Origin of the sequence: Streptomyces sp. NBC_00466, assembly GCF_041433995.1 — a bacterium.
Lineage (GTDB): Bacteria > Actinomycetota > Actinomycetes > Streptomycetales > Streptomycetaceae > Streptomyces.
Genome location: NZ_CP107896.1, coordinates 2,113,024 through 2,135,434 on the forward strand (window position 1 = coordinate 2,113,024; position 22,411 = coordinate 2,135,434).

General features: G+C 70.9%; 22 protein-coding genes. 10 read left to right on the forward strand and 12 right to left on the reverse strand.

Annotation, left to right across the window (positions count from 1 at the left end):
• Positions 1-27 precede the first annotated feature (27 nt).
• Entirely contained in the window at positions 28-1,185 is a 1,158-nt protein-coding gene (locus OG210_RS09185) for a cystathionine gamma-synthase (protein ID WP_328330646.1), read from the reverse strand.
• 51 nt (positions 1,186-1,236) lie between these two features.
• Here OG210_RS09185 and OG210_RS09190 point away from each other — a divergent pair, with 51 nt between their 5' ends.
• The 3 genes from OG210_RS09190 to msrA all read left to right on the forward strand — a co-directional run bounded on the left by OG210_RS09190 (position 1,237) and on the right by msrA (position 3,294).
• Complete coding sequence (locus OG210_RS09190; protein WP_328330644.1) at positions 1,237-2,349, forward strand: hypothetical protein; 1,113 nt, start codon at positions 1,237-1,239, stop codon at positions 2,347-2,349.
• Between the two features lie 104 nt (positions 2,350-2,453).
• The gene (locus OG210_RS09195) at positions 2,454-2,576 is read left to right on the forward strand and encodes a hypothetical protein (protein WP_327295633.1); all 123 of its coding nucleotides are present in this window, start codon (positions 2,454-2,456) and stop codon (positions 2,574-2,576) included.
• A gap of 55 nt (positions 2,577-2,631) precedes the next feature.
• Positions 2,632-3,294 (forward strand): peptide-methionine (S)-S-oxide reductase MsrA, encoded by a 663-nt coding sequence (gene msrA / locus OG210_RS09200; protein WP_328330642.1) that lies wholly within the window; start codon positions 2,632-2,634, stop codon positions 3,292-3,294.
• 372 nt (positions 3,295-3,666) lie between these two features.
• Here msrA and dnaN read toward each other — a convergent pair whose 3' ends face one another.
• A complete protein-coding gene (gene dnaN / locus OG210_RS09205) occupies positions 3,667-4,782 on the reverse strand; it encodes a DNA polymerase III subunit beta (RefSeq protein ID WP_328330640.1) in 1,116 nt (371 codons plus the stop codon).
• A gap of 337 nt (positions 4,783-5,119) precedes the next feature.
• On the opposite strand from dnaN, the gene OG210_RS09210 reads away from it, so the two are divergent.
• Complete coding sequence (locus OG210_RS09210) at positions 5,120-6,349, forward strand: Ig-like domain-containing protein (protein WP_328330638.1); 1,230 nt, start codon at positions 5,120-5,122, stop codon at positions 6,347-6,349.
• Between the two features lie 205 nt (positions 6,350-6,554).
• Positions 6,555-8,066 (forward strand): hypothetical protein, encoded by a 1,512-nt coding sequence (locus tag OG210_RS09215; RefSeq protein WP_328330636.1) that lies wholly within the window; start codon positions 6,555-6,557, stop codon positions 8,064-8,066.
• Positions 8,067-8,142: 76 nt separating this feature from the next.
• Here OG210_RS09215 and OG210_RS09220 read toward each other — a convergent pair whose 3' ends face one another.
• The gene (locus OG210_RS09220) at positions 8,143-9,189 is read right to left on the reverse strand and encodes an NAD(P)-dependent alcohol dehydrogenase (protein ID WP_328330634.1); all 1,047 of its coding nucleotides are present in this window, start codon (positions 9,187-9,189) and stop codon (positions 8,143-8,145) included.
• A gap of 159 nt (positions 9,190-9,348) precedes the next feature.
• On the opposite strand from OG210_RS09220, the gene OG210_RS09225 reads away from it, so the two are divergent.
• The gene (locus tag OG210_RS09225; protein WP_328330632.1) at positions 9,349-10,209 is read left to right on the forward strand and encodes a helix-turn-helix transcriptional regulator; all 861 of its coding nucleotides are present in this window, start codon (positions 9,349-9,351) and stop codon (positions 10,207-10,209) included.
• An 87-nt stretch (positions 10,210-10,296) separates the two neighbouring features.
• Here OG210_RS09225 and OG210_RS09230 read toward each other — a convergent pair whose 3' ends face one another.
• The 4 genes from OG210_RS09230 to OG210_RS09245 form a co-directional block, all read right to left on the reverse strand.
• Positions 10,297-11,058, reverse strand: a complete 762-nt coding sequence (locus OG210_RS09230) for an antibiotic biosynthesis monooxygenase (protein ID WP_328330630.1) — start codon at positions 11,056-11,058, stop codon at positions 10,297-10,299.
• A gap of 201 nt (positions 11,059-11,259) precedes the next feature.
• Positions 11,260-11,595, reverse strand: a complete 336-nt coding sequence (locus OG210_RS09235; RefSeq protein WP_328330628.1) for a hypothetical protein — start codon at positions 11,593-11,595, stop codon at positions 11,260-11,262.
• A 294-nt stretch (positions 11,596-11,889) separates the two neighbouring features.
• Positions 11,890-13,158, reverse strand: a complete 1,269-nt coding sequence (locus OG210_RS09240) for an Ig-like domain-containing protein (RefSeq protein WP_328330626.1) — start codon at positions 13,156-13,158, stop codon at positions 11,890-11,892.
• A gap of 305 nt (positions 13,159-13,463) precedes the next feature.
• Positions 13,464-13,820 carry a hypothetical protein gene (locus tag OG210_RS09245; RefSeq protein ID WP_328330625.1) on the reverse strand — a complete coding sequence of 119 codons (357 nt, stop codon included), beginning with the start codon at positions 13,818-13,820 and terminating at the stop codon, positions 13,464-13,466.
• A gap of 112 nt (positions 13,821-13,932) precedes the next feature.
• Between OG210_RS09245 and OG210_RS09250 the strand changes: the two genes are divergently transcribed.
• Positions 13,933-14,190, forward strand: coding sequence for a hypothetical protein (locus OG210_RS09250; protein ID WP_328330623.1), 258 nt, complete (start codon positions 13,933-13,935; stop codon positions 14,188-14,190).
• 142 nt (positions 14,191-14,332) lie between these two features.
• On the opposite strand, the gene OG210_RS09255 is transcribed toward OG210_RS09250, so the two are convergent.
• From OG210_RS09255 to OG210_RS09270, 4 genes are all read right to left on the reverse strand, one after another.
• Positions 14,333-15,484, reverse strand: coding sequence for a GGDEF domain-containing protein (locus OG210_RS09255; RefSeq protein WP_328330621.1), 1,152 nt, complete (start codon positions 15,482-15,484; stop codon positions 14,333-14,335).
• 90 nt (positions 15,485-15,574) lie between these two features.
• On the reverse strand, positions 15,575-16,399 hold the full coding sequence (locus tag OG210_RS09260; RefSeq protein ID WP_328330619.1) for an enoyl-CoA hydratase-related protein: 825 nt from the start codon (positions 16,397-16,399) through the stop codon (positions 15,575-15,577).
• Positions 16,400-16,460: 61 nt separating this feature from the next.
• Positions 16,461-17,624, reverse strand: coding sequence for an adenylate/guanylate cyclase domain-containing protein (locus OG210_RS09265; RefSeq protein ID WP_371540221.1), 1,164 nt, complete (start codon positions 17,622-17,624; stop codon positions 16,461-16,463).
• A gap of 163 nt (positions 17,625-17,787) precedes the next feature.
• On the reverse strand, positions 17,788-18,678 hold the full coding sequence (locus OG210_RS09270) for a biotin--[acetyl-CoA-carboxylase] ligase (protein WP_328330615.1): 891 nt from the start codon (positions 18,676-18,678) through the stop codon (positions 17,788-17,790).
• Between the two features lie 121 nt (positions 18,679-18,799).
• Between OG210_RS09270 and OG210_RS09275 the strand changes: the two genes are divergently transcribed.
• Positions 18,800-20,392 (forward strand): acyl-CoA carboxylase subunit beta, encoded by a 1,593-nt coding sequence (locus OG210_RS09275; protein WP_328330613.1) that lies wholly within the window; start codon positions 18,800-18,802, stop codon positions 20,390-20,392.
• A 35-nt stretch (positions 20,393-20,427) separates the two neighbouring features.
• The gene (locus OG210_RS09280; RefSeq protein ID WP_328330611.1) at positions 20,428-20,634 is read left to right on the forward strand and encodes an acyl-CoA carboxylase subunit epsilon; all 207 of its coding nucleotides are present in this window, start codon (positions 20,428-20,430) and stop codon (positions 20,632-20,634) included.
• Positions 20,635-20,701: 67 nt separating this feature from the next.
• Here the strand turns inward: OG210_RS09280 and OG210_RS09285 are convergent, their stop codons facing one another.
• The gene (locus OG210_RS09285; protein ID WP_328330609.1) at positions 20,702-22,099 is read right to left on the reverse strand and encodes an amidohydrolase family protein; all 1,398 of its coding nucleotides are present in this window, start codon (positions 22,097-22,099) and stop codon (positions 20,702-20,704) included.
• A 169-nt stretch (positions 22,100-22,268) separates the two neighbouring features.
• Here OG210_RS09285 and mmpB point away from each other — a divergent pair, with 169 nt between their 5' ends.
• The gene (gene mmpB, locus OG210_RS09290; RefSeq protein WP_328330606.1) at positions 22,269-22,397 is read left to right on the forward strand and encodes a morphogenic membrane protein MmpB; all 129 of its coding nucleotides are present in this window, start codon (positions 22,269-22,271) and stop codon (positions 22,395-22,397) included.
• The last annotated feature ends 14 nt before the right edge of the window (positions 22,398-22,411 follow it).

Sequence of the window (22,411 nt, forward strand, 5' to 3'; positions counted from 1 at the left end):
GGGGCGGTACGGGTCCCGGCCCAGCTCTCAGCCCAGGGCCTGCTGGAGATCCGCGAGCAGGTCGTCGGCCGACTCGATGCCCACCGAAATCCGCACCAGGTCCGCCGGCACCTCCAGCGCCGAACCGGCCACCGACGCGTGCGTCATCCGCCCCGGGTGCTCGATCAGCGACTCCACCCCGCCGAGCGACTCACCCAGCGTGAACAGCTTCGCCCGGTCGCAGACCGCGACCGCCGCCTCCTCGCCGCCCCGGACCCGGAAGGAGACCATCCCGCCGAACGACCGCATCTGCTTGGCCGCGATCTCGTGGCCGGGGTGGTCGGGAAGCCCCGGGTAGAGCACGCCGCTGACCTTCGGGTGCCGGGTCAGCATCTCCGCGATCCGGGTGGCGTTCTCGCTGTGCCGGTCCATCCGTACGGCGAGCGTCTTGATCCCGCGCAGCACCAGCCAGGAGTCGAACGGCCCGCAGATCGCGCCCATCGCGTTCTGGTGGTACGCCAACTCCTCACCGATCTCGTCGGAGTTGACGACCAGCGCACCGCCGACCACGTCCGAGTGGCCGCCCATGTACTTGGTCATCGAGTGCACGACGACGTCCGCGCCGAGCGCGAGCGGCTGCTGGAGGTAGGGGCTGGCGAAGGTGTTGTCGACGACGAGCTTCACGCCCGCCGTGCGCGCCACGTCGGCGACCGCCGCGATGTCCGTGATCCCGAGGAGCGGATTGGAGGGGGTCTCCACCCAGATCACCTTGGTACGGGGGGTCATGGCGGCCCGCACCGCGGCCGGGTCCGTGGTGTCGGCGACCGACCACTCGACGCCCCACCGGGACACGACCTTCGCGAAAAGCCGGAAGGTGCCGCCGTACGCGTCGTTCGGGATGACCACGTGGTCCCCCGGCGTCAGCAGCGTACGGAGCAGGCAGTCCTCGGCGGCGAGGCCGGAGGCGAAGGCGAGCCCCCGCCGGCCGCCCTCCAGCGCCGCCAGGTTCTCTTCGAGGGCGGTACGGGTCGGGTTGCCGCTGCGGCTGTACTCGTAGCCGCCGCGCAGCCCGCCCACGCCGTCCTGCTTGTACGTGGAGACCTGATAAATAGGGGGCACGACCGCGCCCGTGAGGGGGTCGGCGGTGTTGCCCGCGTGAATGGCGAGGGTCTCGAAACTCTGGTGCACGCTGTGCTCGTCGCTCATGAGCACCGAGGGTAGTGGTCAGATGTCGGTCGTGTCTGGTTCGCTTGACTCATGGAGATTCTCTGGTTCCTGCTCGCGGTGTGCCTGTTCGCGGCAGTGCTCGGCCCGTTCCTGCTGCGCCGACGTGGCGGTATCCACCAGGTGCTGCCCGGTTCCCCGGACGCAGCGGACCCCGACGCCTACGGGTTCCTGCGCCAGGAGGAGCTGGACATACGGCTGCCGGGCCCCGACCAGGATCTGCTCGATGTGCTGGAGGTGGTGCAGCACACCCAGAACTGGCGGCCCGCCGCCAAGCTGCTCGCGGACACGGCCGCGCAGGGCGAACTGCGCTGGCAGCGGGTGCAGGCCTTCGCGGGGGCGGCCTCGCTCGAACTGTCGCAGCGGCCGGGCGCCGGCGGGGCCTGGCTGCGCAACTGGCGCTCCGAGTCCCCCAAGGACGCGGGCGCGGCCCAGGTGCACGCCGCGTTCCTGGTACAGCAGGCGTGGCGCTCCGAGTCGCCCGACGACACCCGGACTGACGACTTCCGGATCCTCCTGGAGGAGGCGCGCACGGTCTGCGGCGAAGCTGCGCTGCTCGCCCCGGGCGACCCCGTCCCGTACATCGTGGAGCTGGCCGTCGGACGTGGACTCGCCTACCCCGAGCCGCAGTTCGAGGAGTTGTGGGCCAAGGTGATCGACCGCGCCCCCGAGCACCTGGGGGCGCATCTGGCCGCGCTGCACTACTGGTGCGAGAAGTGGCACGGCTCCCGCGACCGGGCCGACGAGTTCGCGCACGCGGCGGCGGCCCGCGCGCCCCGCGGCTCGCTGCTCGCCGCGCTCCCGCTCTTCGCCGTGTACGAGCACCTGCCCGAGGTGATGCTGGTGCGCGGCTTCTACCAGACCGCGGTCGTCACCAGGGCGGTGGAGGGAGCGATGCACGCGGTGCACACGGCCCGCGCCGACGACCCGATGCTCGCGCACGTACGGCACCTGCTGGTGCTCTTCCTGGTCCGGTCCGAACGCTGGTCGGAGGCGATGAACCAGCTGGTCCGCATCGACGGCCATGTGGGGGCGCTGCCGTGGACGCTCGACCAGGATCCGGCCGCCGTGTACGCGGTGTACCGGGCGCTGGCGGTCGCCGGGTACGAGGCGAACGGCGGCAGCCCGGCCACCCTCCCCCGCTGAGTAGGCTGACGGCACACCGCACGGCACAGGCACGCCGCACGCCCGCACCGCACCCCCGCACGCGGGAACCCGAAGAAGAACCCGAAGAGGAACGAGCGAGCCCGATGACACGCCTCATACCGCTGGTCCTGATCGGCTTCGGCGTCTACTTCTGGCTCCGGTCCAGGAGGAAGACGGCGGCGTGGCTGGAGCGCAGGACGTCATCCGACGACCGGCAGGAATCCTGACCGGGGCCCGTGCGTTGCACGGGGTGCACCCACACTCCCCGAGGAGCCGCAGCCGATGTTCCTGAACCGCACCCCCCAGCTCCCCACCCCTGACCAGGCCCTGAAGGGCCGGGACACTCCGGAGTTCGAGCTGCCCGCCCGCCACACGGTCCTGGGCAATCCGCTGGCAGGCCCCTACCCCGCGCACCTGGAGACCGCCGACTTCGCCCTCGGCTGTTTCTGGGGCGCCGAGCGCATCTTCTGGCAGACGGAGGGCGTCTGGACGACGCTCGTCGGCTACCAGGGCGGCTCCACGGTGAATCCGGCGTACGAGGAGGTCTGCTCGGGCCTCACCGGCCACACGGAGGCGGTCAGGGTGGTCTTCGACCCGGAGGTCGTCCCGTACACGGCCCTGCTCAAGATCTTCTGGGAGTCGCACAACCCGACCCAGGGCTTCCGCCAGGGCAACGACGTGGGCACCCAGTACCGCTCGGCGGTCTACACCCACTCCCCGGCCCAGGCAGCCGCGGCGGCCGCGTCCCGTGAGGCGTACCAGCAGGTCCTGACGGGCTCCGGGTACGGCACGATCTCGACGGAGATCCAGCCGGCCGACGGCCGCGAGTTCTACGCCGCCGAGCCTTATCACCAGCAGTACCTGGACAAGAATCCGGCGGGCTACTGCGGTATCGGCGGCACGGGCGTGAGCTGCCCGATCGGTGTGGCCAAGGCCGGCGGCTGATCCGGGCTACTTGCCCTGATCGAGGGAGGAGTCGCGATGCCGTGGCGCCTCCCTCACCCTCGCGTCACACCTGATCGGCCGGAGACACCCAAAATTGGTACCCTCATTTCTGGGCATCCCACATTTGGGCCTCTTCTTGGCTCACAGCTTCCGGGCGCCGACGACACCACGCCGCTGATCGCCGTGGCCCGCGGCGGCGTCACCGCGTCCGGAGTGCGCGGCGTGGAGCCCGGGGAGTTGATCAGCGCCTGGCGATGAGGCACGAGCCCGGGTCGGCGGGGCAGTCACGTGAGCAGTACCGCGATCCGTGCCGTGGCCTCGATGAGCCGGGCGGGGTCGCCGTGCCGGCGGCCTCGACGCACTGTCAGTACCTCACATCAGCGGCTTCACCGACATCAGCAAGTGCCGGTGGGACGCGTCCGGTTCGGTGTCCGGGGCGGACAGGCCGGTCAGCAGGGCGCGCTGGCCGGGGCCGAGCAGGTCGAGCCGTACCGAGTGGCTGTCCATGGCGCTCAACGCGTCCGTCAGATAAGCCGGGTTGAAGGCGACCGTGAAGTCGTCGGCACCGTCCAGGCGGGCCGGCAGGCGCTGCGATGCCACGTCGTCCTCGTACCCCGCGTGCAGGTGGACCGCTTCGGCTGAGAAGTCCAGGCGTACGGGGCTGTCGCCCTCGGCGACCACCGCGACGCGCCGGACCGCGTCCAGCAGCGGGGCGCGGTCCATCACCGCGACGACCGGGCTCTCCATCGTGAACAGCTTGTCGTGGCACGGCAGTCGGCCGTCGAGCAGGCGCACCGTCGTCCGCGTCCCGGCGTTGCCGAAACCGATCGAGCCGTCGCCCAGGGCCACCCGGACCATCCCTGTACGGCTGAGGGACCGGGCGATCTCGGCCAGGCGGCGGGCCGGGACGACGACGTCGGCCGGGACAGCGCCGGAGTCCGGTTCCCAGCCGAGCGTGCGCACCGCGAAGCGGTAGCGGTCGGTGGCGGCCAGCGTCATGGTCCCGCCCTCCAGGCTCACCCTGATCCCGGTCAGCACCGGCAGGGCGTCGTCGCGGCCGGCGGCCACCGCGACATGCGCGACCGCCGCCGCGAACTCGCCCGCGTCCACCGCCCCGCGCAGCTCGGGGAGGTCCGGGAGCGCCGGGTAGTCGTCGAGCGGCAGCAGGGAGAGCCCGAAGCTGGTTCCGGCGCCGGTCACCGTGAAGCGGGATGCCTCGACGGCGCACTCGACCGGCCCCTCGGGCAGCACCCGGCAGATGTCGAGCAGCCTGCGTCCCATGACGAGGGCCTTCCCCGGCCGCACGGTGTCCACCGGCACGTCGATGCACGCCGACGCCTCGTAGTCGAGGCCGGAGACGCGCAGCGTGGAGCCTTCCGCCGCCAGGAGCAGCCCGCCGAGCACGGGCATCGGCGACCTGGTCGGGAGCACCCGGGCCGCCCAGGCCACGGTCTCTGCGAAGGTGCTGCGGTCGGTGCGGAACTCCATGGTGGGGTGCCTTCCCTGTCGGTGATGCCGGGGCTGGTCGGGGCCGGGCCGAGGCCGCCGGGGCCGGTCCGGGCTGGTCCGAGCCCGAGGCCGCCGGGCTGGTCCGGGCCGGTCCGGGCCGGTGTCCGCCCGGGATCCGTGACCGTACCGGCTGCCACTGACAGTCCCGCCGGGGCAGCGCACCCCCCGGTAGGCGCAACCAGAAGTGTCACTCCGCGTCAGCTGCCGCAGACTGCAGAGAGAAAGCCAGCCGAAAGGCAACCAAACACCGACAGGACGCGCCAAGTCCGGGCAATCCGCCTGGCCGCCCTTCCTCGTCGCAGTGGAGGCGAGAGCTTTGATACCGATCAGCCGCATACGGATCCGATGGGCTGTCCTCCTGGCCCTCCTCAGCATCGGGGCGCTGGCGCTCGCCGCCTGCTCCACAGGGTCCGGCGGCAGCAGCGGTAAGAAGACCCCGACGCCCACCAGTACGAGTACGCCCCGGGCCCGCCTCAGCACCACACCCGGCGACGGGGCCAAGAACGTCGGCATCAACACCGCGGACATCCAGGCCGCCGTCGAGAACGGCACCCTGACCTCGGTCACCCTGACGGACCAGAACACCGGCCGGGCCGTTCCGGGTGAGATGGCCGCGTCCAAGGGCTCCTGGCGGCCGGGGAAGGGCCTGGACCGCGGCACGCCGTACGTGCTCACCGCGAAGGCCAAGGACCCGGGCGGCAAGACCCTGGCGAAGATCGCCCACTTCACCACCGTCTCCGAGGCCAATTCGGTGATCGCGTTCTTCACCCCCGAGCCCAGCACCAAGGTCGGTGTCGGCATGGAGGTCTCCTTCAGCCTCGACAAGCCGGTGAAGAACGAGAAGGCCGTCGAATCGGCCGTCAGCATCACATCGAGCGGCGGCGAGGAGGCCGTGGGCCACTGGTTCAACCCGCAGCGGCTGGACTTCCGGCCGAAGGAGTACTGGACGCCCGGGTCGGTCGTGGAGGTACGGCTGAAGCTGGCCGGCGTCGAGGTCTCCCCCGGTGTGTACGGGGTGCAGGACAAATCGTTCTCGTTCACCGTCGGGCGGTCGCAGATCTCCACCGTGGACGCGGCGAAGCAGTCGATGACCGTGGTGCGCGACGGCAGCGAGCTCAAGACCATCCCGGTCTCCAGCGGCTCCCCCGCCCACGGCACCTACAACGGCACGATGGTGATCTCGGAGCAGGCCCAGCAGACCAAGATGGACAGCACGACGGTCGGGCTCGGCAGCGAGTACAACATCCCGGACGTGCCGCACGCACAGCGGCTGACGCGTTCGGGGACCTTCATCCACGGGAACTACTGGGCGGCGCCGAGCACGTTCGGCGCGCAGGCCACCAGCCATGGCTGCGTCGGTATGCGGGACGCGCAGGGCGGTACGGACACCTCGACCCCGGCCGGCTGGTTCTACACCAACTCGCTGATCGGTGACGTGGTCATCGTGAAGAACTCCGCGGGCGGCGGCAACGTCTCCCCGGACAACGGCATCAACGGCTGGAACCTCTCCTGGGACAAGTGGACGGCCGGCAGCGCACTGAAGTGACCCGCGATCCGAAGTGACCTGGAAACACAGGCGGCACTTTGACGACAGGCCCTACGGTTTCCCTGTGGGGATAACTGAGAGCGTTGTCCGGCTGCGCGCCGGGGGGAACACACGGTCCGGAGATCCGGACGGGCTCCGTTCCGGAGGGACTTCAGGAACGGAGCCCGGACGGCTTTCCGGACGGCTTTCCGGACGGTGGTGGTTCGTGCCGCTGGTGGCCACCGGCTGCGTCCTTCCGCTGTACGCGGTGTGGGCGGCGGTGCTGGCCACCGGGGGCGGGGATCTGGCCGCCCAGTTCGCCTGGGCCGGTTTCGCGTCCCGGCATCCGGCCTCGGCGTACAACCTGTTCTGGTACGGCGGGACCCACACCGCCAACTACAGCCTGCTGACGCCGTATCTGATGGCCTGGTGCGGCGCCAGGACCGTCTCCGTACTGGCCGGGCTGGGCGGGACCTGGGTGCTCTCCCGTCTCGTCGTGCGCACCGGCGTGCGGTGGCCGCTCGCGCCGGCGGTGCTCGGTGCGCTCGCGCTCTGGTGCAACGTCGCGTCCGGACGGACCACCTTCGCGGTGGGGGTGGCCATCGGGCTGCTTGCCGTGCTGTGGCTGGAGCGCCGGGTCGCGGCGCCCGTGTGCGCGGCGCTGGCGACCATGGCGAGTCCGGTCGCCGGGCTGTTCCTGGTGGTCCTGGCGGGCGCCCTGCTGCTCGACCGGCAGTGGCGCAGGGCGCTGGCGCTCGCGCTGCCGCCGTTCCTGGTGGTCGCCGCGACGACGCTGGCCTTCCCGTTCCGGGGCGAGCAGCCGATGGCCGCCGGGAAGCTCTGGATGCCGCTGGTCGCGTGCGCCGCGCTGGGGGTCGCCGCGCGGCACCGGCTCGTCCGGTACAGCGCGCTGGTGTACGGCGTCGGCGTCGTCCTGACGTATCTGATCCCCTCTCCCATCGGGACGAACGTGGAGCGGCTCGTCGGTCTGGTGGGGCCGGTCGTGCTGCTGGTCGCGGTACTCGCCGAGCGCGCCCGGGCGCGGTGCGCCGTACTGGTCGCCGCGCTCTGCCTCAACTGCTACTGGCTCGCCGACAAGACCGCCGACGATCTGCGGGTCTCCACCACCGTGCCCGCCTGGGCCGCCGACACGAAGGGGGTCGTCGCCGCGCTGGACGGGCTGCGCGCCGACCGCACCCGGGTCGAGGTGGTGCCCGCCCGCGACCACCGCGAGGCCACCCTGCTCGCCCCGCACGTGAACATGGCCCGCGGCTGGAACCGCCAGCTCGACGTGGAGCGCGGGCGGCTCTTCTACGACGGGTCGCTGACCGCCACCACGTACCGGGCCTGGCTGGACCGGTTCGCGGTCGGTTACGTCGTGCTGCACGACGGCCGCCCCGACGGCCCGGCTGAGGCGGAGGCCGCTCTCGTACGGTCACGGCCGCACTGGCTCCAGCCGGTCTGGCACGACGCGCACTGGCGGATCTACCGGGTGCGCGGTGCGACGCCGCTGGTGGAGGCACCCGCGAGCGTCGTGAGCGGCGGCGACGCACGGCTGGTGGTGCATGTGCCGCGGCCGGGGACGGTGACGGTACGGATCGCGTACTCGCCCTGGCTGCGGGCGAGCGGCGGCGGTTCGGTGCACCGGCGCGGGAAGTGGACCGGTCTTACGGTGCGGCACCCTGGCGACTACCGGCTCGGCTCCGGCTACCGCGCGCTGGTGGACCGGGCGGACTGAACGGGCTCTGCTGTTCCGCATCCGCCACTGCCTCCCGGGCCGCGGCCCGGGAGGCAGCGGGGAGGCCGGCGACGGCTCAGATCGTCGCGGTGTCGATCACGAAGCGGTAGCGCACATCGCTGCTGATCACACGCTCGTACGCCTCGTTGATCCGGTCGGCGCCGATCACCTCGATCTCCGCGCCGAAGCCGTGCTCGGCGCAGAAGTCCAGCATCTCCTGGGTCTCACGGATGCCGCCGATGCCGGAGCCCGCGAGGGTCTTGCGGCCGCCGATCACCGAGAACAGGTTGAGCGAGACGGGCTCCTCGGGGGCGCCGACGTTGACCATCGCGCCGTCCGTCTTGAGCAGGCTCAGATACGAGTCGAGCGGGAGCGGCGCGGAGACCGTGGAGATGATCAGGTCCAGGGTGCCCCGCAGCTCGTCGAAGGTCTTCGGGTCGCTGGTGGCGTAGTAGTGGTCGGCACCCAGCTTCAGCCCGTCCTCCTGCTTGCGCAGCGACTGGCTCAGTACGGTCACGTCGGCGCCCATCGCGTGCGCGATCTTGACACCCATGTGACCGAGACCGCCCAGGCCGACGATGGCGACTTTCTTGCCGGGGCCGGCGTTCCAGTGGGCGAGCGGCGAGTACGTGGTGATCCCGGCGCAGAGCAGCGGCGCGGCCACGTCGAGCCCGATGCCCTCGGGGATGCGCAGGGTGTAGTTCTCGTCGACGACGATGTGCGTGGAGTAGCCGCCGTAGGTGGGCTCGCCCTGCTTGTCGAGGGCGTTGTACGTGCCGATGTTGCCGTTGGCGCAGTACTGCTCAAGACCGGCCTTGCAGTTGTCGCACTCCCGGCAGGAGTCGACCATGCAGCCGACACCGACCCGGTCGCCGACGGCGAACCTGGTGACCCCGGGGCCGACCTCCGCGACGATTCCGGCGATCTCGTGACCGGGAACCATCGGGAAGATGCCCTCGCCCCAGCCGTCCCGGGCCTGGTGGATGTCGGAGTGGCAGATACCGGCGAACTTGATGTCGATCAGTACATCGTGCTCGCCGACCGGCCGCCGCGGCACGGTGGTGCGCTCCAGCGGGGCCTTCGGGGCGGGGGCGGCGTACGCGGCGACGGTGGTGACAGTCATCCGGAAACGTTCTCCTCAGGAAAATAGGGTGGTCGCTCCAGCCTGCCTGATGGTTCAGCGTTCATACACAGCCTGCCGTCTCCCTGCTGTGCCTACGTCCACTGTGCGTACCACTGGCAGGGTCAGGATGCTCCGCGTACGACCACGGATACTGGACGCATGGACCAGCGTGCCGAACTCAGTGAATTCCTCCGTTCCCGCCGGGCCCGCCTCCAGCCGCAGGACGTGGGCCTGCCCGCGCTGGGCAGGCACCGCAGGGTCCCCGGGCTGCGGCGCGAGGAGCTGGCGCAGCTCGCCGGGGTGTCCGTGGCGTACTACACGCGGCTCGAACAGGGCCACGGCAGCAATGTCTCCAGCGATGTCCTGGACTCCGTGGCGCAGGCGCTGCGGCTCTCGGACGCGGAGAGCGCGCATCTGACGCACCTGGCGGGGCCGAAGCCCCGGAAGAAGCGGGCCGCTGCGGCCAGGCCCCAGCGGATGCGGCCCGAGCTCCAGCATCTGATGGACGCGATGGACGGTGTGCCGGCGTACGTCCTGGGGCGGCGGATGGACATCCTCGGCTCGAACCGGCTGGCGCGGGCGCTGTTCGGCGACTTCACGGCGCTGCCGCCCGAGGAGCGCAATATGGCGCGGATCGTGTTCCTCGACCCCAACTCCCGTGATCTGTTCACCGAGTGGGAGTGTGTGGCCGCCGAGATAGTGGGCACCCTCCGGTTGTTCGCGGGCTGCTTCCCCGACGATCCGCAGCTGTCGGCGCTGGTGGGTGAGCTGTCGGTCAAGAGCGACGAGTTCCGGGTGCTGTGGGCGGCGCACACCGTGCGGGACAAGGGCCACTGTGCGAAGCGGCTGCACCATCCGCTGGTGGGCGCGCTGACGCTGACGTACGAGACGCTGAATCTGCCGGGCGACCAGGACCAGAGCCTGATCGCCTACCACGCGGAGCCGGGCTCGGACTCGGTGGAGGCGCTGCGGCTGCTGGCGTCCTGGGGCGTGGACGAGACACCGCACCTCAGCCGGTAGGCGCCGCACCGCGCCCCGGTGCGGACCGTACGGGTGTGGGCCGTACGGGTGTGGACCGTACGCCACGGCCCGGTGCGGGCGCCCGGCTCACGGCCGGTACGGCTGCGCGCCCCCCCAGCCCCAGTGCGGTACGGGCGCGCGGCGCGGCGGTTCGGCGCCCGGCGCGGAGTTGGCGACGGCCAGCCGGGTGCCCCACTCGATATAGGCGGCGAACGCCGACCTGAACTCGGGGTCGTCCGGCAGCCCCACCTCGTCGGCCGCGTCCATCAGCAGCGAGATCCAGCGGCGGCGCTGCGGCTCGCTGATGTTCCGGCCCAGGTGGTGGCCGAGCATCGCGGGGTAGCCGCCGTGGTGTTCGGTGTACTCGGCGGGGCCGCCGAAGACCTCACCGAGCCAGAGGGCCACATGGGCGGGGTGGTCGGCGGACATCCCGGCGAAGAGGGGGCCGATGAGCCCGTCCTCGAGCACATGCACGTAGAACGCCTCGGTCAGCCGCAGCAGCGCCTCGCCACCGCCGGCCCACGCGTAGAGGGTGGGCACCGCGGCGCCCGTGCCGTGCACCGCCGTCGGCTCGTAGTGGCGCATCTCCTCGATCTGCTCGACGTAGGGCCGGATCTCGGCGAAGAAGGCCCTGAACTCCTCGCTGCCCCGGAAGCGGTCGGTATGGTCCTCGGCCGAGGTCCAGGTGATGCGCAGGATGTAGGCGGCCGGCTCCTCGGTGCAGCGCGACAGTTCGTAGTCGGCGCAGTACTCGGACCGGGCGAGCGGGACGGCGGCCCGCGCGTAGGCCGCCTCGAACTCGGCGGTCCGGTCCTCGGGAACCAGGTAACGGATGTACTCGACGGTCATGCGGCTCTCCCGGGCGGAACGGCTGTTTCTGGGCGCGCCGACAGATTAGGTCCGGCCTCCTCCCGCGAGCCGGACCTGGCGCGCCGCCACGCGGCCCCGGCCCGGACCGGGGCCCCGTGCGGGCCCGCCCGGCGGACACGGCCTACGAGGGCAACTGATGCGGTATCCGGCCTCGAACGCCGACAGATCGAGCGTGCCGGATCACTCCGGAAGGTCCAGCGCTTCCTTCTGCAGCTGCACCGCCACCCACAGGCTCAGTTTCGGCTCCGCCTGGCGCAGCGCCTTGACTGCCGCGACCGAGGCGATGTCTCCGGTGAAACCGACGGCGGCCAGCCGGGAGCGGACCCAGCGGGCACGCAGCCGGCCCTCGGTGGCTGCGGCGGTGGACTCCACGAGCGCGGCGGCCCGTTCCAGACCTGGGCGCTCCTCGGGCGATGCCTCGGCCAGCGCCTCACGCAGGGCCATTGCGACCACGTCCGCGTCCCTGATGACCGGCACGACGTCGTGCTTCCTGCTCAGTCCTGCAAAGGCTGCCATGTGGATCACCGTGCCGGTCGTGCCCTTCGTGTGGCAAGGGACTTGAGGGTTTCCAGAGGATCAGCCCGAACCCAGCCGTACTGCTGCCGGGGACAGCCCGGAACCTGGCCGGGAGCACCCGGGCCGGGCGGCCCGCCAGTTTTTCGGGCCGCCAGCCGCGGGAGCTCAGAGCACCTGATGGCTGGACAAGGCCGGCGTGAGAGCCCGATGAGAAGCCGGAACGCCGACGGCGGCCCGTCCGCAAGGGAGGGGCCGCCGTCGTACGGGGACGGGGTGGGCTCGCGCCCGGTACGGTCAGGCCTGCGAACCGGCCTTCCACGCCGACCAGTTCATGTTCCAGCCGTTGAGGCCGTTGTCCGGCTGGATCGTCTTGTCGTGGGAGTTCTTCACGACGACCACGTCACCGATGAGCGAGTGGCTGTAGAACCACGCGGCCGAGGTGTTCGGGTCGTTGGCGCCCTTGGTGTCGGAGAGCCCGACACAGCCGTGGCTGGTGTTCGAGGAGCCGAAGAGGGACTTGGCACCCCAGTAGTTGCCGTGGATGAAGGTGCCGGAGCTGGACAGCCGCATGGCGTGCGGGACGTCCTTGATGTCGTACTCGCCCTTGCCGTCGGCGTTGGTGAAGCCGACCGTGGAGCCGTCCATCCGGGTCTGCTTGTACTTCTCCGAGATCACCATCTGGCCGTTGTACGTGGTGTGCTCGGGGGAGCCGGCCGAGATCGGGATGGTCTTGATCGTCTTGCCGTCCTGGGTGACCTTCATCGTGTGCGCCGCGGCGTCCACGATGGAGACCTGGTTGCGGCCGATCTTGAAGCTGACGGTCTTGTCCTGGACGCCGGTGACGCCGCTGGCGCCCTCGACCCCGTCCAGGGCCAGCTTCATCGTGACGGTCGACCCTTCCTTCCAGTACTGGTCGGGGCGGAGGTCCAGGCGCGTGGAGCTGAACCAGTGGCCGACGACCTCCTGACCGCTGCTCGACGTCACCTTGACGGCGTCCTGGACGGCCTTCTTGTTGGTGATCGCCTTGTCGAAGTTGATCGAGACCGGCATACCGACGCCGACGGTCGAACCGTCCTCGGGCGTGAAGTTGCCGATGAAGCTGTGCGCCGGCGAGACCGTCGTGAACGACGAGTTCTCGTGCGCCTGACGGCCCTTGGCGTCCTTGGCCGTGACAGCGATCTTGTACGTGGTCGAGCGCTCCAGCGGGGCGTCCGGCTTCCAGCTGGCGCCGTCGGCCGAGATGGTGCCCTTGACCGTCGTGCCCGTGGTGCTGGTCATCGCGACCTGGGTCAGCTTGCCCGAGGTGACAGCGACCTTGGCGTCCTTGTTGATGCCCGCGTTGTCGGCACCGCTCTTGGGCGTGATCGCTATTCGGGCGTCGGACGTGTCCTGCGCCGCCGCCGCGTCGACCGCGCTCTGCGAGGACTTCTTCGCGCTGTCCGAGCCGCCGGCCTTGCTGTCCCCACCACTGCAGGCCGACAGCACCAGTACGCCGCCGAGCAGAGCGGACGCAGCCATCAGGCCCTTGCGCCGCCTACTTTCCGTCATCACACGCTTCTCCATCGTTGCCGAATACCCCGAAAATCCCCGAGCAGGTCACCTTGAGCGCCGTGACTGTGTGCCCGCACTGCCTTGTGCCCGCACTGCCCTTCAAGAACGTCTGTCCTTCAAGAACATCTGCACCGATGTGTCGGTTCCCCATCCGGTGAAGATGTGTGAAACAACACGTGCAGATCCGGAAGCCCCTCGGCTCCGGTGCACGGCCCCCGGAGTGCGGTGTCCGCACTCCGGGATCCCGTTCTGCTACCCCCGTGGACGCCTTGTCACACAGGCGGCCTGCCACATGGACGCCCTGTCACACAACGGAGTTACGGAGTCGCTTCCACCCCGTCGTCCGCCTCATCTTCCTCGTCCAGGTCCCATTCCAGCGAATCGGGGTCGTAGTCGATCTGCTCGCTCGACCACCCGGCCTGGACGAGCTCGACCCCCGGCACCTCGCCGAGCAGGTCGAGCGGGTCCACCAGGTGGGCGACCGCTTCTGCAGCGTCTTCCCTGACGGCGGCGTCGGCATGCGTACGGTCCTCACCGAACATGCCGGGCTGCGCCCCTTCCGCGTCGTCCGCGATCCGTTCGAGAGCGGCCTCACAGAGCGCGGGGGCGTCGTGCACCTGCAGCACCAATTCGACCTTGAGACGTACATAGCGGGATGTTTCTTCGATGGTCATGCGACGGAGCGTAAGGCTCTTCACGTCCGCGACTTTCCTGCGACCCGCTGCTTTCACTAGCATCAGCGCGCAGGAGCGCCAATTCAGCTTTGCAGTAAGGGAGATCGATCCTGTGTCAGCCCGCCGGCCGCTGTTGACCGCCGCATCGGCGGGGGCCCTGCTCTGCGCCCTGTGGTTCGTGCCGTCGGCACACACCACGGACGATCAGCGGTCCGGCGACGCCCCCGCACATCAGGCGCAGCGGCACACCGCCGCGCTCCCGGCGGTGGCCGGGAGGACGGACACCACCGGGTACGTGGTCGGCGGATCGCTGTTCCTGGGAATCGGGGCGGCCTCAGTCGTCTACGCGCGCCGGACCCACACCGGCTGACCGGCGGACCCGCGCGTCGGGCCGGCGCCCCGGTCACGTCTCGGCGGCCCCTCTCAGCGGCCCCGACCGGGCCACTGAAATCCAAACCGTCGCCGTCAATGCCGGGGTGCGCCCCTTCACGTACCGGAGTTACGTACCGGAGTTACGCGCCGGAGTCCGGCCGCTTGCCCCGCAGGCGGCGCCGGTCGCCGGCCGGCGGAGGTGTGTCGGCCAGCCGCATCACCGCACCGTCGCGCCCCGCCACCACCGGGTTCGGTGACCGGGCGGCCTTCGCCCGGTACTGCGCGGCGTCCGCCAGCCGGAACAGCCGGCGGGCGGACTTCAGCGGCCCGATCGGATCGCCCGTGGACGCGACCCCGCAGGCCACCCCGTCCCCGAGCTCCAGCTGACCCGCCCGCACACAGAGCTCGTCCGCGACCGCGATCACCGCGTCCGCCGACGGGCCCACCGAGAGCAGGCAGAACTCGTCACCGCCGAGCCGCGCCGCCAGCGCACCGGGCAGCATCGCGCCGCAGACCGAGAGGACCGAGCCGAAGCGTTCGAGGAGGCGGTCGCCGACGGCGTGGCCATGGGTGTCGTTGACCTGCTTCAGGCCGTTGAGGTCGCAGACCATCAGGCTGACGACCGTCCCGTCGGCCAGGAACCGCTCCACCGCGGCGTCCAGTCCGATGTCGACCGCGCGCCGGTTGGCGAGCCCGGTCAGCGGGTCGGTGAAGGCCAGCTTCCTGACCTCCTCCAGGCGCTCGGTCTGCGCGAGACCGGCCGCCACCACCGCGGCCAGCACCGTGGCGAAGTCCGCGTCGGCCCGGCCGAAGCCCGGCGTTCCCACCGGCCTGGCCACGTACAGCTCGCCCCAGGCCCGGCCGCGCAGCACTATCGGCGCGACCACACAGCTGCCGCGCCCCCGTCTGCGCAGCGCGGCCACCCGCTGGTGGCAGTAGCCGGCCGATGACGCCGACGACTCCGCCGGCCCGTCGGCCGTCTCGACCCAGGCGTTGGGCTCGCCGCCGCTCGCCCACCGCTCGTGCAGGAATTCGGCGATCTCCGGGAAGTGGTTCACCGGGTAGGTCTCGGCGTCGGGGAACTCGGCCTCGTCCTCGGCGCGCTCCCCCACATTGGCGAGCACCTTGAGCCGGCCCAGCTCCCGCTCCCACACCGAGAGCGCGGCGAAACTGCCGCCCAGCGCCTCACAGGCGCCGAGCGTCGCCGCCCGCCAGGACGCACGCGGGGTGTGCGCCGCCGCCATGGCCTGCGCCAGCATCACCACGGCCCGCAGCCGCACATCGTCACCCATTGCATCAGCTTAAGGACGATCTGCGGCTTTTGAGTAGTTATACGTCACGGGCTGTGAGGGGCGTACGTACGGGACCGCCCCCGGAGGCCCTCACTCCCCGGGCCACTGCGGCTTCCGCTTCTCGTTGAAGGCCGCCACGCCCTCCGCCCGGTCCCCGGAGAAGGCCACCGACCGCCAGGCCGCGTCCTCGACCTCAAGACCGGCGCGCAGATCAAGGCCGTGCCCCAGCCGCAACGCCCGCTTGGCCGCCCGCAGCCCGACCGGCGAGTTCGCCGCGATCCGGCCCGCGAGCTCCAGCGCCCCGGTCCTGGCGTCGTCGGCCAGGATGTCGATCAGGCCCAGCTCCCGCGCCTCGGCCGACTCCACCCGCCGGGCGCTGAACACCAGCTCGGCCGCGCGGGCGGCGCCGACCCGGCGCGGCAGCAGCTGCGTACCGCCGCCGCCGGGGATCACACCGACCGACACCTCGGGCAGCCCCACCACGGCGGTCGCGTCAGCGACGATCAGATCGCAGGCCAGGGCCAGCTCGAACCCGCCGCCCAGCGCGAAGCCGTGCACGGCGGCCACAGTGGGCATCGGCAGCTCCAGTACGCCGGTGTACGCGGCGCGCGCCGTGGGGCGCTGGCGCACCAGCTCGGCGTCCGTGAGGGAGTTGCGCTCCTTCAGGTCGGCGCCCACGCAGAAGGCCCGGTCGTGGGTGGAGGTCACCACCACGGTCCGCGCCGAAGGGTCCGCCGCCAGCGCGTCGCAGGCCGCCGCGATCGACCGTGCCATCGCGGTCGACACGGCGTTCATCGCCTTGGGCCGGTCCAGGACCAGTTCGGCGACATGGCCGTGCCGACGCACGACGACGTACTCGCCGAACCGCTGCTCGGCCGCCGCGTCCGTACCAGTATCTGAGATTTCTGAGGTCATCCGCGCACGATAGCCAGCGGACCCGGCGGGCGTCAGCCCCTGGCGGCGGCCGGGTCCGTGCTCATGTCGTACGGCGGGTGAGCAGCCACGGTTCGACCACGCCCAGCCCGCGCACCGGCCGCTGCCACATCGGCTGCAGGGCGAAGCGGTAGACGGGCGGCTCCTCGCCGCTCTTCTCGGCGCGCTCGGTCTCGGCCGCCGCCTCCGACTCGGAGACCGGGGCATCACCGTGGCGCCCCAGCTCCTCGGCGAGCGCGCCGTCCACCAGGACCGTGTCCTTGGGAGCTATCGAGGTGAGCCGCGATGCCAGGTTCACCGTCGTGCCGAACACATCGCCCATCCGGGTCGTGACGGTGCCGAAGGCGATACCGACCCGCAGTTCCGGCATGGTCTCGTCGTTGCCCATGGTCTCGATGAGCCGCAGCGCGATCTCGGCCGCGGTACCCGCGTCGTCCGCCGCGTACAGCACCTCGTCGCCGAGGGTCTTGATGAGCCGGCCGCCGTGCGCGGCGACCAGGTCGGCGCAGGTCGTCTCGAAGGCCTCGACCAGCTCACCGAGCTCCTCCTCCTCCAGGCGCCGGGTCAGCCGGGTGAAACCGACGAGGTCGGCGAAGCCCACCGCGAGCCTGCGGTCGACCATCTCCTCGTCGTCCGCGACCTGCACGACCCGGCCGGTTGCGGCCGCCAGCTGGCGCCGCCACACATAGCGCAGGAACTCCTCCAGCTCCGGCAGCAACAGCTCCACCAGCGGATACGTGACCTCGGTGCGGCTCATCCCCGGCTCGGGCGGCTCGGTGAGACCGGCCAGGAAGGAGTCGATCTGCCACTCGGCGAGCCGGGCGGTGGTCTGGCCGGTGGACCGCGCGACCTGCACGGCCATCGGCTCGCTCAGCAGCCCCGCCTCGACGAGTCCGGCCAGCCGGCGCAGCGCCAGGACGTCCGCCTCGGTGAGCGCCTTGGCCTGGCCGATGTCCGGGAAGCCCATCGCCCGCCAGAAACGGGAGGCGAGCTCCATCGATACACCGGCCGTACGCGCGGCCTGGAAGGGGGTGTAGCGGCGGTCGGCGCCGAGGATCAGCTGCTCAAGACGGATCGCGAGCGGATCGCTGGTCGGCTCCGCGGTGTGATCGACCTCATGGTGGGGGGTGCGGTACGGAGAGAAAGGGGGCTCCTCGTCCGCGCCCGACGAGATGTTGTCGACGGTCACCTGCCGCCTCCTGCCCATTCCCTGCGCACTGCCCTGCCGATCTGGCTGACGCTCCGTGCTGATCTGCCCGCGGATCGCCTCAACCATACGGCAGGTGTGCCGTAGCTCACGTGCCTGGCGCAGTTCGGACCGGTCGGGTGAATGACTCCGTCCGCTATTCGGGCCCCAGGGCATTCGGGCCTCAGGCCGGCCGCAGGTGCACGATGTCACCCGCGCCGACCGGCTGCACCCCGTCCTCCGTGGCCAGCACCAGCCGGCCGTCACCGTCGACGGCGACCGCCTCCCCGGTCAGCGAGGTGTCACCGGGCAGCTCGGCCCGTACGGTGCGGCCCAGGGTCGAGCAGCCCGCCGCGTACGCCTCCTGGAGCCGCGAGGCGGCCGGGTCGCCGTCCGCCTCACGCCACTCCCCGTACCACTGTTCGAGCGAGCGCAGCACGGAACGCAGCAGGGGGTCCCGGTCGGTGGAGACCGCGCCGGCGAGGGCCAGTGAGCCAGCGGTGGGGACGGGCAGTTCCTCCTCCCGGAGCGAGACGTTGAGGCCGACACCGACCACGACCGCGCCGTCCGCGGTGCGTTCGGCGAGGATGCCGCCCGCCTTGCGCTCCGCGCCGGACGGGGCCTCCCCCGGACGGAGCGTCCCGGAGTCCTGGGGGACCGTGACGAGCAGGTCGTTCGGCCACTTCAGCGCGGTGTCGACCCCCGCCGCCCGGGAGAGGCCGGTGGCCACGGCGACACCGGTGAGCAGCGGCAGCCATCCCCAGCGCTCGGCCGGGACCCGGGGGGCGGGCCGCAGGAGTACGGAGAAGAAGAGCCCGGAACGCGCGGGCGCCGACCAGCTGCGGTCCAGCCGCCCGCGCGCCGCGCTCTGTTCCTCGGCGACCAGCACCGCTCCCTCGTCCAGTCCGGCGGCCCGCGCCACGAGGTCGGAGTTGGTGGACCCGGTGGTCGCGACCACGTCGAGTGAGGTCCACAGGGACCCCGGCCGCACCAGCGCGCGGCGCAGGGCCGGCGCGTTCAGCGGCGGGCGTTCCAGATCCGACCAGCGGTTGTCAGGTACATCGGATGACGTCATGCAACCCAGAGTAGGTGTGGCAAACGACGCACTGCCGAGGCGCACCAGCGCCGATACGCTTACGTGCCAGAAGCCGAAAACGCCCTGTCAGACGCCTGAACACCCAGGGAGCCGCATCCCGATGTCCGAGCCGGAAGAGATCAACGTCCACACCACCGCGGGGAAGCTGGCGGATCTCCAGCACCGCATCGAAGAGGCGACACACGCCGGTTCGGCGCGCGCGGTGGAGAAGCAGCATGCCAAGGGCAAGCTGACAGCCCGTGAGCGGGTGGAACTACTTCTCGACGAGGGGTCGTTCACGGAGCTGGACGAGTTCGCCCGGCATCGCTCCACCAACTTCGGCATCGAGAAGAACCGCCCGTACGGTGACGGCGTGGTGACCGGCTACGGCACGGTCGACGGCCGCCCGGTCTGCGTGTACTCGCAGGACTTCACCATCTTCGGCGGCTCGCTCGGCGAGGTGTACGGCGAGAAGATCATCAAGGTCATGGACTTCGCCATGAAGACCGGCTGCCCGGTCATCGGGATCAACGACGGCGGTGGCGCGCGCATCCAGGAGGGTGTGGCCGCGCTCGGCCTGTTCGGCGAGATCTTCCGCCGCAACGTGCACGCGTCGGGCGTGATTCCGCAGATCAGCCTGATCGTCGGCCCGTGCGCGGGCGGCGCCGTGTACTCCCCCGCGATCACCGACTTCACGGTGATGGTCGACCAGACCTCGCACATGTTCATCACCGGGCCCGACGTCATCAAGACCGTCACCGGTGAGGACGTCGGCTTCGAGGAGCTGGGCGGCGCCCGGACGCACAACTCCACGTCCGGTGTGGCCCACCACATGGCGGGCGACGAGAAGGACGCGATCGAGTACGTCAAGTCGCTGCTCTCCTACCTCCCTTCGAACAATCTCTCCGAGGCACCCGTCTTCCCGGAGGAAGCGGACCTGGAGACCTCGGACGTGGACCGGGAGCTGGACACGCTCGTCCCGGACTCCGCGAACCAGCCGTACGACATGCACACGGCCATCGAGCATGTGCTGGACGACGGTGAGTTCCTGGAGACCCAGAGCCTGTTCGCGCCGAACATCATCACCGGCTTCGGCCGGGTCGAGGGCCACCCGGTCGGCATCGTCGCCAACCAGCCGATGCAGTTCGCGGGCTGTCTGGACATCAACGCGTCGGAGAAGGCAGCCCGGTTCGTCCGCACCTGCGACGCGTTCAACGTCCCGGTCATCACCTTCGTCGACGTGCCCGGCTTCCTCCCGGGTGTCGACCAGGAGTACGGCGGCATCATCCGGCGCGGCGCCAAGCTGATCTTCGCGTACGCGGAGGCCACGGTCCCGCTGATCACGGTGATCACCCGCAAGGCGTTCGGCGGCGCGTACGACGTGATGGGCTCCAAGCACCTGGGCGCCGACCTGAACGTCGCCTGGCCCACCGCGCAGATCGCGGTGATGGGCGCGCAGGGCGCGGTGAGCATCCTGCACCGCCGCACCATCGCGGCAGTCGAAGACCCCGACGAGGCAGCGGCGACCCGCGCCGGTCTGATGTCCGAGTACGAGGACACGCTGCTCAACCCGTACGTGGCGGCCGAGCGCGGCTACGTCGACGCGGTGATCATGCCGTCGGACACCCGTCGGCACATCGTGCGGGGGCTGCGTCAGCTGCGTACGAAGCGGGAGTCCCTGCCGCCCAAGAAGCACGGCAACATCCCGCTCTAGGACGGCTGCCACTTACCCCTACGAAGGGCTCGACGATGATCAAGGTCGTACGGGGAAACCCGACCCCGGAGGAACTGGCCGTCGCGGTGGCGGTGGTCCAGGCGCGGGCCGCCGCTGCGGTCGCCGAGCCGTCAGGACCGCCGCTGCCGCCCGAGGAATGGTCCGATCCGGCCCGTATCGCCCGGCACCGGATACAGCAGCCGGGGCCGCGGGCGTGGGCGCGCACCTACTGGCCGGCGTAGGGCCCGACCATGCACGGAGACTCACCGGCGGGCCGCCGGTGAGCCTCCGCGGTAAGAGCCCCGCGGGTCAGGCGGCGCGTACGTGCGCCGCCGCCCGCTCCGCGGCGCGGACCACCCGCTCGGTGTCCACGTTCACCAGCCGGCCGCCCGACTTGCGCAGATAGCCGTCCACGAAGACCTCGCTGACGTTCGGCGGCTGGCCGTTGAGCACGATCTGGCTGGTCCAGTCGAAGCGCGGGGCGAAGTTGAGGGTGCCGGGGTCCAGGACGAGGACATCGGCGCGTTTGCCCGGCGTCAGCGACCCGACCTGGTCCGCCATCCCGATGCACTCCGCGCCGCCCATCGTCGCCAGCCGCAGCACGGCCGGGATGGTCGGATGGATCCCGGGGTCCTGGTGCAGCGCCCGCTGGAGCCCGACGGCCGCTTTCATCACGTTGAACATGTCGGACGTGTCGTTGGTGCCGCCGTCGTGGCCGAGCCCGGCCTGTACGCCGCGCCGGTGCATCGCGGGCAGCGGCATGATGCCGGAGGCCAGCCGCATATTGCTGAGCGGGCAGTGCGCCACCCGTACGTCGTGGTCACCGGTCAGCGCGATCTCGTCGTCGGTGAGGTGGATCGCGTGGTTCATCAGCAGCTCGGGGCCGAAGGCGCCGACCTCGCGCAGGGCACGGATCTGCTCGTCCTCGCGGTCGGTCGCGGCCTCCAGCACATGGGAGTTGATCATCAGTCCGAGATCGCGTGAGACCTCGTGCAGCAGCCGCAGGTCCTTGATCCCGGACATGCTCGCATGCACCGCCACCTGGGCGGAGGCCAGCGGCAGCGGGTCCAGGAAGTCCTTCTTGACCTCCGGGATCAGATGGCGGTCGGCGCCGCTCTGCGTCATCGCGTAGACGAACCGCAGCCCCGAGTCGTGCAGCGCCCGGACATAACGCTCACTGGTGTCGTACGGAATGGGGTGCACCCAGTCCACGACGGTGGTGACGCCGGCCTGCAGGGCGTCGAGGGCGGCGAGGTGGACGAAGCCGTACATGTCCTGGGCGTCGATCTTCGGCAGGACGGCCCGGTTGCACGCGCCCAGCCAGCCGGTCACGTTCTGGTCGGAGCAGCCGCCGCGGATGCTCGACTGCCAGAGGTGGTTGTGGATGTCGACGAAGCCCGGCAGGACCAGCCTGCCGGTGGCGTCCACCACCCGCGCGCCGTGCGGCACATCGAGCTTCTTGCCGACAGCGGCGATCCTCCCGTCCCGCAGCAGGACGTCGGTGCCGCCCTCCATCGTGCCGAGCACGCCCTCGCCGACGGCGGGGTCCATGGTGAGGACGAGGTCGGCGCCGCGCAGCACGGTGGTCCGCCGCTCCCCCGGGTTCTCACTGTGGCCGCCCGGCCGTTCGCGGGCGGCGGCCGGTAACCCGGCGGCTGCCGCCAGCGGAACACTGCCCAGACCTGCGAGAACGCTACGCCGGCTCATTTTCGGAAAGTTCATTCCATTTTTATACCGTGGCAACAACACGGCGCAGCAACAAGGCTTTCAGCCAACTGACGGATCGTCACATACCGTCGGAGACCCGGATACGCCCGGCCGGGTTGAGTACCCGTACTCAGGCGCCGGACCCCTTCCCGGCCGCACCATCGAGTGCATGCTGTGGTCCGACCCGGAGAACAAACCGCCCAAGGAGCTGCGAGACGCACAGGCGATGCTGCGCCGTGCCGGTCTCGTGCTCGCCGCGGCGATGATTCTCGTGATGGCGGTCCTGAGCCTGCGCTGAACCGCCACCCGTAC